We start from the raw sequence: 16,512 nt of genomic DNA, 5'->3' as shown, positions 1-16,512 counted from the left end.
GCATTTATTTAGTTACTTTTAAAGCCGCATTTTATATGCGGTTTTTTTATGCCTACTCATTTAATTAACTAGGTTATTTACTTGTTGTAATAGCGTTTCTAGCGCAGGTAGCAAGTTTATCTTTCCCCCAAAATAACTCACTTAATTATGCGGATTGGCCTAAATTATTAACGTTTTTAAAGCTTGGTATAAAACCACAAGACACAAAAAAGCCGCGGTCAAGACCACGGCTGTTTAAATACTGACTTAATAACTAAATTAAGAAAGGATTTCGTGTAGCTCAACGTCAAATACAAGCGTTGAGAAAGGTGCAATCGCAGCACCTGCGCCACGTTCACCATAAGCAAGCTCATGAGGAACGTAAATACGCCATTTAGTGCCTACTGGCATCATTTGTAAAGCTTCTGTCCAGCCTTTGATCACGCCACCTACTGGGAATTCAGCTGGTTGACCGCGCTCGTAAGAGCTATCAAATACTGTACCGTTAATTAATGTACCGTGGTAATCAACACGTACTGTAGACTCAGCAGTTGGCTTTTCGCCTTCGCCTGTTGCTAGTACTTCGTATTGTAAACCAGACTCGGTAACAGTGATTTCAGGACGCTTAGCGTTTTCTTCTAAGAATGCAATACCTTCAGCAGAAAGTACTTTTGCTTCTTCTTCACGACGCGCTTGGATCTCTTCGTTAATTTTTTCAAATGCAGCTTGGATCTCAGGGATCTCAACTTGAAAAGCGCTACCAGCGTACGCATCTTTCATGCCTTCAAATACTGAATTTAGGTTTAAGCCTTCAAAAGGGTTAGACTTAAGTTGCTCACCCATTTGTAAGCCAATACCGTAACTTGCTTTTTCAGCATCTGTAGTAAAATTATCTGACATAATGTGTTTTTCACGTTTTGTTAGTTAAAAGACGCGTACATGCTAACATAAAATAAAACCGGTTTGGGGCTAGTTTTTACTGTGTTTTACCTTAATTTTGCCAACTATGTAGCTACAAAGGGGTAAACTGAATAAAAATCCAACAAGCAATGGCCACGCTAGTAAACCGCCACTGCCAAACAGCACCAATGGCACTAATACTAAACCAACTAAAGCAATAAAAGCTGCGCCAATAACAGGCCAATGCGTATCGTATTTAGTAATAAGGTGCGCAGTTAATACGTTAAAGCCAATACCATACACAAAGGCGGTGATAAGCGTTGCGTCTGGTTGTGCATCTGCTGCCATTTTTATTAATAAATTAATCGCGCTTTGATAACAGTAGCCAAATACAATCCACAGTAGTACATGCTTTACTAAGCGTTGCGATGTTGTAAGGTTTGCTTCTTTTGACATTTATTAAACTCCACAAAGCAAAAAACCGCCCATAGGGCGGTTTTTTTAAATAATGGTGGAGAGATAGGGATTTGAACCCTAGATAGGCTACAAACCTATGCCGGTTTTCAAGACCGGTGCATTCGACCACTCTGCCATCTCTCCGTACGGCGCGAATAATAGGGGGTATTGAGCAACTTGTAAAGACCTAAATGTAAATAATTAGCTAAAAACAGCATTTGGTTCAAAAAACCACCACAAATAGCTAAAAACCTAGGTTGCGCGTTACCCTATTAATAATATTGCTTTGGTCTGCGTGCAATCCACGAACAAATTAAGCACAGTAATAAACTAAGTGCTAAAAATGTAACGCTTTGAAAGATTAAATCAAAACGGTTTAAATCATCACTTGGTACAACCACAAATAAAAATGCAGGTAATACACTAAGCAATAACACATAAAAACAAATTTTAAAGGCCCGACCAAAATCAAACCTTTTAGACTGCTGCATCCACCAGGTTAATAAAACAAGCATTCCCATAGCAGAGCCAGCTATAAAATGTGCAGTATTCGTGCTCATTGCCACATAAAGTGTAATAAAAGCACCCACTATTCCCCAAATTGACCATGCCAGCCAATTCTCTTTTTCTTGTAAAAATAAATTTCCCATCGTTTTCGTCTTCTTTATCGTTATTTTTATTAAGACTTTCCATACTTTAACAAAAAACAACCGATTAAAAAACAAACTGAAGAAGAAAAAGTTAACCTATATTGCTTCCGTGCGCTTCTCACAGCTAAATCAAAAAAGGACGAGCCTAACAGCAGCAACCTTAATGCTATATGACTGCGCAGAACTCCAATAGTTCATTATTTATTATAAATAAGTGAAGTAATCATCTGGTTTGTGCTTAGCTGCCTTTTTGCACTCAATCTCTGGGGTGCCTAAATATAAATACCCAACAATTTCATCTTGTTCGTCTAAATTAAGGGCATTTTTGACTGCTGTGCTTTGTGCAAAATACCCTGTACGCCATACACCACCTAAACCTTGTGCAAATGCGGCTTGTTGCATGGCAAGTACACTGCAACCGGCGCTTTGTACTTGCTCAATACGCGGCACTTTTGGATGGGCTTGATACTTAGCAATAGCAATAATGATCATCGGTGCGCGCAGCACAAGCTCTTTTGCGCGTTTAATCACTTTTTCTTCTTGCTGCTCAGCAACGGCGCTTTGATGGTATATCTCACCTAATTTATGGCGGGCATCACCTTGAACGACAATAAACTGCCAAGGCGCAATACATCCGTGATCAGGCACCCGTAACGCAGCTTGCTTTATTATATCGAGCTGCTCTGAATTTGGCCCTGGGGCGGTTAATTTAGCGTCAGATTGGCGGGTTAGTAAAAGCTCAATAGCATCCATAGCGTACTCTCATAATTCAAAACGTTAGAGTACCATTTATGCCTTTAAAAAATAAACTCTGCTTAATTATCAATTTTATTAAAACCCTACTTATTCTCTCGTATTACAGCGCCCTTACTGCGTAAACAATATTCATATACCACTGTATAAATCCGAGAGAGGCGCTATGCATTTAACACACGTTACAAACAAAAAGGGCGTATAAAAAATATTTATACGCCCTTTTTAAACCAATTTGTTTGCTACTCTTTTACTACTGCACGCCTGAGCCAATAATCAACACTAACAAAGCGACCGCCACCTACAAAAAACAAGCTAAGTAACATGGCAAAATAAATAGCAGAAAATTCAATACCGTTATTTATTATGGAAGGTTTACCTTTTTCATATAAGTAATCAGTAAATCCGTGCTCTTCAACTATACCCCTAATTTTACCTATACGTTCTTGTACTTCTAGTGAGTTTTCAAGGCTTTCTTTAGCCCCTGGAATTGATAACCAATCAAGTACTTGAGCTGAACTGGTTGTAGGGTTTGATGGCGCTATAGCAAACCAACCATTATGCCAATGTACTGTTGTTGCTGCCACAACCATTGTAAACATCAGCGGAATGCTTACTAAGCGGGTAAATAGCCCAAAGAGTAAAAACCACCCGCCTAAAAATTCACTCCAGCCTGCTAAAAAGGCAAGTAAGTCTGGAAATGGTAAACCTAAACCCCATTCACTATTGCCAAACCATTGCACAACGCTTGCATCAGCAAGAAAATAGCTAAAAAAGCCGTCGGTTTCTCCACTTAGGGCTAATTTATTAAAGCCCGCAATAATCATTACGGGGGCTAAAATTAAGCGAAAAAGTAACGCAGGTAATCCGTCGGCATACGATAGATTACCCATGATTTTATTATACAAACGAAATAATTTACTCATGTGTGGCCTGCTTTGTCAGTGTATTAAGTTATGGACTCTATACACACAAGACCTGAGGGTACTGTAAATTATTTCATTTTATTAACACTGTTAAATGGCTCTGGCCACTTGAAGCGCTTCAAAAATTGCACGCTTTGCATCAATTGCTGCTGCTAATTTAGCGCCACCAATAACATGTACCTTTGCATTTTCCCGGTGTTGCTCAAGCACTTCATTATTAGAAACCTGCCCTATACACGCAATAACCGTATCAACCGGCAGTACTTGTTTTTCTCCGGCAACAGTAACTGTAAGGCCATTTTTATCAAAACTGTGGTACTGGCAATCAGCAATTTGTTTAACACCATGTTGCTTAGCAACTTGACGATGTATCCAGCCTGTGGTTTTTCCAAGCCCGCTACCAAAACGCCCTGCACTGCGTTTTAGCATGTATAATTGTCGCTCATCTTTGTGCGGCTCTGCCTCGCACTCAATACCCCACTGCTTTTTAAACTCAGGAATAGATTGCGATTTATGCTCACTTAAAAAAGCAACCATATCAAAGCCAATACCGCCGGCACCTAAAATGGCTATTGATTTGCCCAGTTCGACCTCACCGCGTATAACTTCATCATAAGCAAATACACGCTTAGAGTCTGCACATTCAATTGCAGCTTCACGCGGGCGTACACCTGTGGCAAATACGATGTCATCGTATTTTTGTAACATTGCATCATCGTAGGCTTTACCAAGCTCTACATTTACGTTGAGCCTTTCAAGTTCATTAGTAAAGTAGCTAAGCGTATGATTAAAGTCTTCTTTACCTGGAATTTGCATAGCTAGATTAAATTGGCCACCCATTTGTGTTTTTTGATCGATAAGCGTTACTGTGTGCCCTTTTTCAGCCAAATAACAACTTGCCGAGAGCCCAGCAGGGCCCGCGCCAACAACTAATACATTTTTAGCGTTAGAAGCTTTATCTAACGGGTAATCAAGTTCAAAGGCCGCTTGTGGGTTAACTAAACAGGTTGCACGTTTATTTTTAAATACGTGGTCTAAACAGCCTTGGTTACAGCCAATACAAATATTTATTTGTTTAGTTTGCTGATTTTGATATTTGTTAAAAAACTCCGGATCGGCTAATAAAGGGCGCGCCATTGAAATTAAATCGGCTTCATTATCATTAAGGATTTGGTTGGCTATATCCGGCGTATTAATACGGTTTACAGCTATAACAGGTACATTCACCACTGACTTTAATCGTTTTGAAGCTTCTTTAAATGCTCCAGGAGGCACCATACTGGCGATTGTTGGCACGCGTGCTTCATGCCACCCAATGCCAGTATTAAAAATATCAACACCGGCCTGCTCAAGTGCTTTTGCCTGAATAGTAACTTCATCAGGGGTTGAGCCATTCGGGATTAGGTCCATAACAGATAATCTAAAAATAATTAAAAACGTATCAGATACTTTAGCCCTAACGGCTTTAACTATTTCAAGCGCTAATCGCATTCTATTTTCTAGGCTACCACCAAATTCGTCATCGCGCTTATTGGTGTGTGGCGCCATAAATTCATTAATTAAGTAACCTTCAGAGCCCATTACTTCAACACCATCGTAACCTGCTTTTTCTGCCATATAGGCAGAGTGCGCAAAGTCTTTAATGGTTTTTTTAATCGAGCCTAGCGACATTTTTTTAGGTTTGTATGGATTTATAGGCGCTTGAATAGCGCTCGGGGCTTGGTTAAACGGATGATAAGCGTATCGACCAGCATGTAAAAGCTGCAAACATATTTTTCCGCCATGTTTATGAACGGCGCCTGTGTATGCACGGTGTTTAAATACATCATAATAGCTGTTAAATGATGAAGAAATAGGCGTTAATTTACCGCGCAAGTTAGGGCTGTAGCCCCCGGTAATGATCATGGCCGTGCCGCCTTTAGCGCGCGCCTCGTAAAAAGCGCTTAACCTTTTGCGGTTGTGCCAGCCCTCTTCAAGGCCTGTATGCATTGAGCCCATTACCAAGCGGTTTCGTAATTGTGTGTGTTTTAATTGTAATTGTTGTTCTAACATCCTGTGCCCCGTTAACTGGTCTAACCTGTATACATTAGCTAATTCTGCTTTAATGGCAAGTAATAAGCAATATGTGCCTGCATTTAATTAAAAATACTATTAAAAACGTATATTTATGTAACCTCATAAACACTTCGTTACGATTTAGCAGTTAAAATTATTTTTATTCTAGGCTAAGATGGAACTAATGTATTAGCTGTACCAAATTAAGGAGCTATTTTGATAGCAAAGGTATTTAGAGGTATTTGGGCTGGAATAAACTTTTCTCGTCGTTTAATACTCAACATTTTGTTTTTATTACTGGTTGTTGTATTTTTTATGTCGCTATCAAGCGATGACGATACAATAATAATAGAAGATGGCTCTGTACTTAGGCTTAATCTTAATGGGCCTATTGTGGAAGAAAAAACATATATAGACCCTGTCGAAGCAGCTATTAACGATGCTACGTCTAATTCAGAAGCACCTAGTGAAATTTTACTAGATGATGTAGTCAAAGTGATTGATGAAGCCACTAATGACGAACGCATCAGCGTTATCTTACTAGATTTGCAAGAAATGCCGAAAGCCCACCTAAATAAGCTAAAGCGTATTACTAAATCGTTAGATGCCTTTAAGCAAGCGGGTAAAAAAGTGATTGCATCGGGCTACTATTACACTCAATCGCAATATTATATTGCATCGCATGCCGATGAAATTGCAATGCATCCTTATGGTTCGGTAGCCATTGAAGGCTATGGGATGTATCCACTTTACTTTAAAGAAGCACTAGAAAAACTTAAAGTAACGCAGCATATTTTCCGTGTCGGTACGTTTAAGTCGGCGGTAGAGCCGTTTATTCGTAACGATATGTCTGATGCTGCTAAAGAAGCAAACCGTGTTTGGCTTGGTGCATTATGGAGCGAATATAAGCAAGATGTTGCTGCGGTACGCCCTTTTGATGAATCTAACTTTGACGAAACCATGGATGCTTACCTTGCTAAAATGAAGGCGGCAAATGGCGATGCAGGTAAATATGCACTTGACCATCAATGGGTCGACTCGCTTAAAACAACTCAGCAAATTCGCCAACAACTCATTGATTTAGTTGGCGCACAAGAAGACGGTAAAACATTTAAGCAAGTGTCTTTTCGTGAATATTTAAGCTTAGTTAAGCCCCCTATCGAATTTGATAACCCAATTACAGAAAAAGTTGCCGTAGTTGTTGCTAAAGGTACGATTGTTGATGGTGAGCGCAAAGCAGGTGAAATTGGCGGCGATTCTACAGCAGCATTACTTCGCAAAGCACGCCTTGATGATAAAGTAAAAGCGGTTGTTTTACGTATTGATTCAGGTGGCGGCAGCATGTTTGCCTCTGAGGTTATTCGCGCTGAAGTATTAGCACTTAAAGCCGCAGGCAAACCTGTAATCGCATCAATGAGCTCAGTTGCCGCATCTGGCGGTTATTGGATCGCCTCAGCAGCTAACGAAATTTGGGCAGCACCAAGTACTATCACCGGCTCTATTGGTGTGTTTGGTACATTTATGACTTTTGAAGATACTTTATCTGAAATTGGTGTGTACTCAGATGGTGTTGCAACGTCAGAAATGGCTGGATTTTCTATTACTCGCCCGCTTAATGAAAAAATGGCGCAAGTTATTCAAATGAGTGTTGAAGAAGCTTATAGCCGCTTTATAGATGTGGTTGCTGATGCGCGCAATATGACACCAGAGCAAGTTGATAAAATTGCACAAGGGCGTGTGTGGATTGCTTCACAAGCACAAGAGCTTGGCCTAGTTGATAAGCTTGGTGATAAACAAGATGCGATTGATGCCGCTGCGGCGCTTGCAAAACTTAATCACTACGAAGTGAAAACAATTAAGCAAGACCTAAGCCCGCAAGAAAAAATGCTACAAGATATTTTTGGCAGTGCATCCGTTAAATCTATGCTTGGCTTAAATACAAATACAGCCTCTGTTTTAGCCACTCAAGCTAATATTAATACGGTGATAAAGCGCCTAAGTAGTGAAGTAGCTGATCTAAAAGATTATAACGATCCGCAAGGTGTATACGCACGTTGTTTAGAGTGTAGCGTTGCACAATAAAAGTGCACGTATTTACTCAATCAGCTGTATTTAAAACAACTTAACGTTATACTAAGCCCAGTTTTTTTACTGGGCTTTTTTTATGAAACGTAAACGCATTTATATCGCATACACTGGCGGTACCATAGGTATGAAAAAATCGAGCCGTGGCTACATTCCGGCTGAAGGTTTTTTAACAGAAACAGTGGTCAATAACGCAGAATTTAACCGTGAAGAAATGCCCCTTTTTGATATTCACGAGTACTGCCCTTTAATCGATTCATCAGATATGTCGCCAGCGCATTGGCAACTAATAGCTGATGACATTAAAAGCAAATACCACGATTACGATGGTTTTGTGGTCCTTCATGGAACCGATACAATGGCTTACACAGCCTCTGCCCTGTCGTTCATGTTCGAAAACTTAACTAAACCCGTTATTGTTACTGGCTCACAAATTCCTTTATCGCAATTACGCTCTGACGGCCAAGTTAACTTATTAAACGCCATGTTTTTAGCGGCTAATTACCCTATTGCTGAAGTGAGCTTATTTTTTAATAACCAATTATTTAGAGGTAACCGAGCCACGAAAGCACATGCCGATGGTTTTAATGCTTTTGCATCTCCTAACCTAGAGCCTTTAGCGTTATCTGGAATTAATATTCAGCTAATTAAAGGTCAGCTAAGCCCTTATGTAGAAAACGAACTACAGGTAACCACCATTACACCTCAACCAATTGGTGTACTTTATTTATACCCAGGCATTAGTAAAGACGTGGTTAAAAGTTTGGTGAATGACAATATAAAAGCACTGGTATTGCTTAGCTTTGGCGTAGGTAATGCCCCACAAGACCCCGACTTTTTAGACGTGCTAAGTGAGGCAAGTAAACGCGGCATGGTTATTGTTAATTTAACGCAGTGTTTAAAAGGCCATGTAAATATGGGCGGCTATGCTACGGGTAACGCGTTATTAAATATTGGTGTAATAAGTGGCTACGATATGACACTAGAGGCGTGTTTAACAAAGCTGCATTATTTGTTTAGCCAAAACCTAGAAATTGAAACGATTCGCCATTTAATGCAAGACAATTTACGCGGTGAATTAAGCCGCTAATTTTAGTGACCAAAACGCAAAAGGCACGCTAAATAGCGTGCCTTTATTAATTTATAAACGCGGTAATTATTAATTTATAAACGCGGTAATTATCTTACTTTCGCGTCTATACCCACTAAATCAGTTAAGTGGCACACTTCACCTGAGTGAGTTTTAATACCATGCTCACCAAAGTAATCACGCTGAGCTTGTACTAAATGCCCATTACTTGGTGTGGTTAATGTGGCTAAATACGTTTGTGTTGATGCAAGTACAGGGAACGCTAAGCCAGTCATCACAGCTTGCCCAGTTACTTTGCGAAGCGCATTAGATTCATTTTCAAGCGTATCAATGTATTCAACGCCTTGCGCTACACTATCTAGGTAGTCAGCACGAATAATACAACCGGCACGCCATGTTTGCAGTGTTTTAGACAAGTCTACTTTCCACTGATGGGTACGAGAAGCCCCTTTAATTAACGCTAAACCTTGGCGATACGCTAATAAGCTCGCCAATGTAAATGCATCTTTTAGCTCTTCAAGGTCAATATCAACCTTGTTTGTAGCTTTAGCGGCATATGTCATTTCTTGTGCTGCGGTGGTGTCACATACATTGGTTAAGTGGCGAGCTTGCACCGCGGCAACCAGTGAAGGAACAGCAATACCCAGTTCAAGTGCATTTTGCGCAGTCCACAGGCCTGTGCCTTTTGCGCCTACTTTATTATCAATTAAATCAACAAGCGGCTCTTGCTTGGTGTTTTCAAGAGATAAAATATGGCTAGAAATAGCAAGTAAGTAGCTATTTAAGTGACCGGTAGACCAGTCATCAAAAATTTCAGCCACTTCTTTTGGTGAGCGACCTGTACCAATACGAAGTAGTTGATACACTTCAGCAATAAGCTGCATAATTGCGTATTCAATGCCGTTGTGAACCATTTTTACAAAATGGCCACTGGCCGATTGACCAACGCGTGCAAAACACGACTCGCCATTGTAGCTAGCGGCTACTTTTTCAAACCACGGTTCGATTCGCTCCCAACCGCCTTCTGAGCCACTTGCCATCATTGCAGGACCATGACGAGCGCCTTCGGCACCGCCAGAAATACCCATGGTGGCAAATTCAAATTTGTTTTGATACTTAAGTTTACGATTAATGCCGTCTTTGTAGTTACTGTTACCACAATCTACAATCATATCGTTACACTGTACGCCAGCTTCAACGAGCTCATTACACACAGCATCAACCAGTTCGCCTGCAGGCACTAATAATAAAATAGAGCGAGGTGCTTCTAAACGCCTTACCATGTCTCCTAAATCAGAAACAATATGAAGTCTATCGGCCATGCCTTGCGATTTAGCACAACTTAATAACTCTTCACCCGCATGTGGGTTTTTATCATATGCGACTAACGTTATGCCTTTTTCAATCATGTTTAAGGCAATATTTTTGCCCATAACGCCTAACCCGACTAATGCAACTTGCATTTAGTGTCCTCCTCGGTAACAACTATTTGGTTAGTAAACTAAGTAATTCATTAAATAATACCGCGTGCATTATACTCATACCGTCATAAAATGCGAACGTTGAGCTAATACAGCATGCTTTTTTATTACGCTATTAAAAAGCACTGCAATTGTATCAAATATAAGGGCTGTGCGGTTACAAATACTCTGCGTATTTTGAATTTAAGATCATTGACGGATTTTGACACCGGTGTCATAATGATGACATATTCGTTTTGTATAAAATAGTGGCAATACTAACTAGTTTGCCTATAACTAAAAATGTTTATACATAAGTTATAAGTATTTTGAAGTCACAAAATAACCGTCAACCTGCTTACACATCTAAGCACACAGGAGAATTTGATGCTAAGACGCACAAAAATAGTCGCTACACTTGGGCCTGCAACAGATCGAGATAACAATCTAGAAAAAATTATTCGCGCTGGCGCTAATGTAGTACGTTTAAACTTCTCACATGGTGTTGCACAAGATCATAAAGACCGTGCACAAGCTGTACGCGAGATAGCCACAAAATTAGGTAAACATGTTGCTATCCTTGCAGACCTTCAAGGTCCTAAAATTCGTGTTTCAACGTTTAAAGAAGGTAAAGTAAACCTTGAAGTAGGCGCTAAATTCACCCTAGATGCAAAAATGGAAAAAGGTGAAGGCGACGCAAACGCGGTAGGTATTGATTACAAAGAATTACCACAAGATGTAAGCCCTGGCGATTTATTACTATTAAACGATGGCCTTATTCAACTAACCGTTGAGCAAGTAGAAGGTCACTTAGTGCACTGCTCGGTTACCGTAGGTGGTGTATTATCAAATAATAAAGGCATTAACCGTTTAGGCGGTGGTTTAACAGCCCCTGCGTTTACAGAAAAAGACAAAGAAGATTTAATCACTGCCGCTGAAATAGATGTTGATTACATTGCAGTATCATTCCCACGCAGTGGCGATGATATGCGTTATGTACGCTCTTTAGCAGAAGCTGCAGGCTCTAAAGCACAACTACTTGCAAAAATTGAACGTGCAGAAGCCGTAGAAACACAAGAAGCCGTAGATGACATTGTTTTAGCATCAGACGCTGTAATGGTTGCTCGTGGCGATTTAGGTGTTGAAATTGGTGATGCTGCGCTTATGGGTAAACAAAAACTCATTATTCGTCGCGCTCGTTCATTAAACCGTACTGTTGTAACCGCAACACAAATGATGGAATCGATGATCGATAACCCTATGCCAACACGCGCAGAAGTTATGGATGTGGCAAATGCGGTACTTGATGGTACTGATGCAGTTATGCTTTCAGCAGAAACCGCTGCCGGTGATTACCCTGAAGAAACGGTTGCTACAATGGCACGTGTTTGTTTAGGTGCAGAATCGCAAAAAGAAACCCACGTATCTAAGCACCGTTTAGACAGCCGTTTTTCTAACAATGCAGAATCTATCGCGCTTTCAGCTATGTACGCTGCTAATCACTTAGATTCGGTTAAAGCCATTGTTACCTTAACTGAGTCAGGTAGCACCGCTAAACTTATGTCGCGTATCAGCTCTGGTTTACCTATTTACTCGCTTTCACGTCATGCAAGTACGCTAGGCCAAACAGCGCTTTATCGTGGTGTTTACCCTGTGTTTTTTGATTCTACAAAAACTGAAAAAGACGGAATGGTTAAAGCCGCACTTGATACCCTTGTAGCACAAGGTTCATTACACTCTGGCGATACAGTAATTATTACTCACGGTGACTCAATGGAAACTGTGGGCGCAACGAACACAATGAAAATTGTAACTGTTGCGTAATTTCTGCCTTATATAAAAAATGCGAGCTAAGCTCGCATTTTTTATGCCTGCAAAATACCAAACTAGCTGGCTAGCGCTGCTTTTACTTTATCGCGGTAGCTTCGGCTTACTTTAAGCTCTTGTCCGTTTTCAAGCACTAATAAATACTCACCGCTTACTTGTGTAACCAGCTTGCTTATTTGTTTTGTATTTACAATTGCACTGCGGTGAACGCGCACAAACAAATGTGGGTCGAGCTCTTGCTCAAGCTCTTTCATTGTTTTGCGCAAAATATGTGTTTGCCCATCTTGGCAATGTAAACACATATAATCGCCGGCGGCATCAACCCACTGAATTGTCGCAACCGGGACACGAATAATTTCACCTTGCTCTTTTACCGCCAGTGATTCTGGGTAACGTTTGTCGGTTAGGGTATCGCCTGTGGCTAATTTTTTAAGTATTTCTTCACAGTTATTACCTGTAATACCGGCAACAAAACTCGCTAGTTTTTTCTTATGGGCGTTGTCTTGCTGTGTTTTTAAGTAACTATGCACTTTTTCTACCGCCTGTTTTAGTCTGTTATCGTCAACGGGTTTTAAAATGTAATCCAAAGCATGTATTTCAAATGCCTTTACTGCAAATTGATCAAACGCAGTAACAAACACAATCGCGGGTAACGCTTTAGTGCTTTCGCTTAAGGCACGGGCAACTTCAAAGCCATTCATTCCTGGCATTTGTATATCTAAAAAAACTAAGTCTATTGGGTGCTCTTTACATGCTGCTATTGCATCGGAGCCTGAACTACACAGTTTAACTACTTCTATATCAGTATATTCTTCAAGTCTTACTGCTAAGCCCTTTCTTGCTAATGGTTCATCATCAACAATGATGGTTTTAATTTTAGTCATTTCTTCACAGCCTTCTCAAACGGTACTCGCAGATTAACTTTCAATCCACTTGGCGTATTATGTGATAATACAAACGAATAATTATTTTCATAGAGCGTTTTTAATCTGTCTTTGGTATTTGCCACCCCTACCCCTTGTGCATTTACAAGTTGTCCGTCTATTAGTTCGGTACCGGGGCCATTATCACCTACTTCAAGTAGTAGCTCGTTGGCAAAAACCTGTGCTTTTATGTCTATCACACCGCCTTGTGACATATGCGCAATGGCGTATTTAATTGCGTTCTCAATTATCGGTTGCAAAATTAAGCTTGGCACAAGTGCCTCTTTTGCTTGCTCGCTTACATCTACATTTACTTTTAAGCGCTCATCAAATCTAACCCGCTCTATTTCTAAATACAGCATTAATGCGTGTAACTCTTGCTCTAAAGGCACTTTTTTAATGGGATCAGTATTTAGTGTATAACGCAAAAAGTCGCTTAACCTTGCCACCATTAAGTTAGCATCTTTGTTTTCTTTTACCAAAACTAATGTAGAAATAGCATTAAGCGTATTAAATAAAAAATGCGGGTTAAGTTGATATCTAAGCATTTTTAATTGCGCTTCATGAGCCATTGTAGTTGCTTTAAGCGCTTTTTGTCGCTCACTTTGTAATAGCTGGTAATACTTTATGCCAAAGTATAAGCCACTCCAACATAAAATTATGTAAACAGAGTCTAAGCCATGCTGTAAATAGTAAAACCAATCTTCTGGGCGATAACCATGACGGTATATTTCCCATAAATTAAATTTTTGCACAATTGCCCACAATGTACCTGTAATGTACGAGGCGCCAAATACAACCACCATTAATATCCACGGCGATGCATTCCAGGTTTTTCTATAAATATAACGAAGTGGGACTGTCATTAAACAGCCCGCATAGGCATTTAATAATATAACGAACACGTAAATATCACGCATTTCAAATACTTTAGAGCCGATATAATTTACAAGCGCATAACCAATCCAGCCTGCAATTTGCAATAGCCAAAAAAAGCGTTGCCTGTTATCAACTAAAGATTGCCAATTCAAAATAAAATACAACTCCGTATAAGTTAGCCAATAAGTTAAAATTACGTTAGCTAATTTAACCACTGGTTTGGTTATTATATCGATTATTACAAAGTGTTAGCAGTACCAACTGTCTTAATTTTTAAGAGCCTTACCGCAAAGTTAAGCCAATAAAAAAGCGAAAGGCTTTAACCTTTCGCTTTTAAAATGCCGATTCAATCAGCTCGTATGGGCAAAGCCACCTTATAAACTAGGCAAGTTTATCTGAAGCCACTTTATAAGTTGGGTCTTCAATTACGTTTACCTCAACTAAGTCACGCGCTTTGTGTAACAGCTGCTTACAGTCTTTACTTAAATGACGTAAGTGAAGCTGTTTGCCTGCTTTAGTGTACTTATCAGCTAAGCTGTCGATGGCTTCTATGGCACTGTGATCCGCAACACGGCTGTGTTCAAATTCAATAATTACATCTTTAGGGTCGCTTTTAACATCGAATAACTCAGAAAAGTTTTTAACTGAGCCAAAAAATAACGGGCCGTGAAGCTCGTAAACTTTAGCACCTTGCTCATCAATGTAATTAGTTGTGTAGATATGTTTTGCATGATTCCAAGCAAATACCAAGGCAGAAACAATAACACCCACACACACGGCAATCGCTAAATCGGTTACTACGGTTACGCCAGATACCAATACAATTACAAAGGCATCAGACAGTGGTACGCGCTTCATCATTTTAAAGCTTGCCCATTCAAACGTACCAAGTACAACCATAAACATAACACCTACAAGCGCAGCCAGTGGGATCATTTCTATTAAGCTCGATGCGAAAATAATAAAGGCTAGTAACATTAATGCCGCGCTTATACCTGATAAACGTGAGCGACCGCCCGAATTAATGTTGATCATTGATTGCCCAATCATGGCACAGCCACCCATTGCGCCAAAAAATCCACAGGTTACATTAGCAGCACCTTGGCCAATACACTCTTTATTTGAGTGGCCACGGGTTTCGGTAATTTCATCAATTAAGCTAAGCGTTAATAACGACTCAATTAAACCAATAGCCGCTAAAATTAATGCATACGGAAAAATTATATAAAAAGTTTCCAGGGTAAATGGAACCATAGGAATGTGAAATTCAGGTAAGCCGCCAGCAATGGTAGCCGCTTCATTACCTGTCATCCCTTTTAGGAAATCAAGTACAGTGCGCGAGTCTAAATCAAGGCCTATTACTAACGCGGTTACCGTTACAATAGCCACTAAAGAAGAAGGCACTGCAGTGGTGAGCTTAGGTAAAAAGTGAATGATAGCCATGGTTAATGCAACTAAACCTAACATGATGTAAAGCGGGTTACCTGTCATCCATTGCTGGCCACCTGCGCCATCTGGCACTTTAAACTGCCCAAGTTGCGCTAAAAATATTACTATCGCTAATCCATTAACAAAGCCGAGCATAACAGGATGAGGGACCATGCGAATAAACTTACCGAGCTTAAATATCCCCGCGAGTATTTGCAGTATTCCCATCAGCAACACCGTGGCAAATAAATACTCAACACCATGATCAAGTACCAAACTTACCATTACAACAGCTAATGCACCGGTTGCGCCCGAAATCATACCAGGGCGACCACCAAAAATAGCCGTAATTAAACCAACGATAAACGCGGCATAGAGACCAACTAAAGGTTCGACATTTGCTACAAAAGCAAACGCAACAGCTTCTGGAACTAAAGCAAGTGCTACAGTCAAGCCAGATAAAATATCGTTTTTAGCAGAGCTAGGCGCTTTGCTGAGTAAGTTAAACATTGAGTTCCTCAGGGGGTTATTAGGTTAGGATCGAAAAAGCGCTAAATGTTACCAAATTAGCGCTCATTTAACAATTCGCACACACCGTTATTAGCTTTCTTAGTATAGCTTAACTTTGTGTCGTTTATTTTATAGAGGAAGAGATGTACTGCGTTTTACACATGTCATGGTTACGTTAGAGTGTACCTCTTGAACGTATTCTAAGCTGAGTAAATTGTCACGTACAAAGTGCTCATAGCCTTCTATACCTTGTGAGATTATACGCAGCATAAAATCCATGGTGCCGGCCATTGTGTAACATTCTGTCACTTCGTCATAGCTCATGATTAGCTTTTCAAATTCAGCTAAGTTTTTCTTGCCATGATTTGATAAGCGCACATGTGCGTATACAAGCATGTCAAAACCAAGCTTTTTCTCATCTAAAAGCGCAACTTTACTTTTGATATAGCCATCTTGTTCAAGCTTTGCAATGCGTCGCCAACAAGGTGATTGAGATAAGCCTACTTTGTCTGCAATTTCAGCAGTTGAAAGACTTGCGTCCTGTTGTAAAAGTGCCAAAATTTGGCGATCTACGTGATTTAGAGACATTTT

The 16,512-nt window shown here is 40.1% G+C and carries 14 protein-coding genes and 1 tRNA gene; 3 read left to right on the top strand and 12 right to left on the bottom strand.

Annotation, left to right across the window (positions count from 1 at the left end; genetic code table 11):
* Nucleotides 1-258: 258 nt before the first annotated feature.
* From PSH50_RS08575 to PSH50_RS08545, 7 genes are all read right to left on the bottom strand, one after another.
* Nucleotides 259-879, bottom strand: coding sequence for an FKBP-type peptidyl-prolyl cis-trans isomerase (locus PSH50_RS08575; protein WP_004587856.1), 621 nt, complete (start codon nt 877-879; stop codon nt 259-261).
* A 69-nt stretch (nt 880-948) separates the two neighbouring features.
* Nucleotides 949-1,335: a hypothetical protein gene (locus tag PSH50_RS08570; protein WP_029772511.1), complete on the bottom strand. Its 387-nt coding sequence runs from the start codon at nt 1,333-1,335 to the stop codon at nt 949-951.
* Nucleotides 1,336-1,388: 53 nt separating this feature from the next.
* Nucleotides 1,389-1,479, bottom strand: a tRNA-Ser gene (locus PSH50_RS08565).
* Nucleotides 1,480-1,607: 128 nt separating this feature from the next.
* A complete protein-coding gene (locus tag PSH50_RS08560) occupies nt 1,608-1,985 on the bottom strand; it encodes a hypothetical protein (protein WP_024034084.1) in 378 nt (125 codons plus the stop codon).
* A 204-nt stretch (nt 1,986-2,189) separates the two neighbouring features.
* The gene (locus PSH50_RS08555) at nt 2,190-2,738 is read right to left on the bottom strand and encodes an NAD(P)H nitroreductase (protein ID WP_004587853.1); all 549 of its coding nucleotides are present in this window, start codon (nt 2,736-2,738) and stop codon (nt 2,190-2,192) included.
* A 242-nt stretch (nt 2,739-2,980) separates the two neighbouring features.
* The gene (locus tag PSH50_RS08550) at nt 2,981-3,664 is read right to left on the bottom strand and encodes a DoxX family protein (RefSeq protein WP_055253459.1); all 684 of its coding nucleotides are present in this window, start codon (nt 3,662-3,664) and stop codon (nt 2,981-2,983) included.
* Nucleotides 3,665-3,754: 90 nt separating this feature from the next.
* On the bottom strand, nt 3,755-5,716 hold the full coding sequence (locus tag PSH50_RS08545; RefSeq protein ID WP_273586571.1) for an FAD-dependent oxidoreductase: 1,962 nt from the start codon (nt 5,714-5,716) through the stop codon (nt 3,755-3,757).
* Nucleotides 5,717-5,935: 219 nt separating this feature from the next.
* Between PSH50_RS08545 and sppA the strand changes: the two genes are divergently transcribed.
* Both sppA and ansA read left to right on the top strand, forming a co-directional pair.
* Entirely contained in the window at nt 5,936-7,801 is a 1,866-nt protein-coding gene (sppA, locus tag PSH50_RS08540; RefSeq protein WP_096739664.1) for a signal peptide peptidase SppA, read from the top strand.
* A gap of 82 nt (nt 7,802-7,883) precedes the next feature.
* A complete protein-coding gene (ansA, locus tag PSH50_RS08535) occupies nt 7,884-8,894 on the top strand; it encodes an asparaginase (protein WP_024034079.1) in 1,011 nt (336 codons plus the stop codon).
* Between the two features lie 89 nt (nt 8,895-8,983).
* Here the strand turns inward: ansA and gndA are convergent, their stop codons facing one another.
* Nucleotides 8,984-10,357 (bottom strand): NADP-dependent phosphogluconate dehydrogenase, encoded by a 1,374-nt coding sequence (gndA, locus tag PSH50_RS08530; protein WP_024034078.1) that lies wholly within the window; start codon nt 10,355-10,357, stop codon nt 8,984-8,986.
* Nucleotides 10,358-10,741: 384 nt separating this feature from the next.
* Here gndA and pyk point away from each other — a divergent pair, with 384 nt between their 5' ends.
* Complete coding sequence (gene pyk / locus PSH50_RS08525) at nt 10,742-12,178, top strand: pyruvate kinase (protein WP_273586570.1); 1,437 nt, start codon at nt 10,742-10,744, stop codon at nt 12,176-12,178.
* A 62-nt stretch (nt 12,179-12,240) separates the two neighbouring features.
* Here pyk and PSH50_RS08520 read toward each other — a convergent pair whose 3' ends face one another.
* The 4 genes from PSH50_RS08520 to PSH50_RS08505 form a co-directional block, all read right to left on the bottom strand.
* Entirely contained in the window at nt 12,241-13,065 is an 825-nt protein-coding gene (locus PSH50_RS08520; protein ID WP_138685126.1) for a LytTR family DNA-binding domain-containing protein, read from the bottom strand.
* Complete coding sequence (locus PSH50_RS08515; RefSeq protein ID WP_024034075.1) at nt 13,062-14,135, bottom strand: sensor histidine kinase; 1,074 nt, start codon at nt 14,133-14,135, stop codon at nt 13,062-13,064. Before PSH50_RS08515 ends, PSH50_RS08520 begins: the two co-directional genes overlap by 4 nt.
* Nucleotides 14,136-14,364: 229 nt before the next feature.
* A complete protein-coding gene (locus tag PSH50_RS08510; protein WP_154944402.1) occupies nt 14,365-15,921 on the bottom strand; it encodes a SulP family inorganic anion transporter in 1,557 nt (518 codons plus the stop codon).
* A gap of 129 nt (nt 15,922-16,050) precedes the next feature.
* Entirely contained in the window at nt 16,051-16,509 is a 459-nt protein-coding gene (locus PSH50_RS08505; protein WP_002960703.1) for an Lrp/AsnC family transcriptional regulator, read from the bottom strand.
* Between the last annotated feature and the right edge of the window lie 3 nt (nt 16,510-16,512).

It is taken from the genome of Pseudoalteromonas sp. Angola-7, assembly GCF_028599255.1.
Taxonomy (GTDB): domain Bacteria; phylum Pseudomonadota; class Gammaproteobacteria; order Enterobacterales; family Alteromonadaceae; genus Pseudoalteromonas; species Pseudoalteromonas atlantica.
Note: the sequence above shows the minus strand (reverse complement) of the source record. Positions and strands in the feature narration are given on the sequence as shown.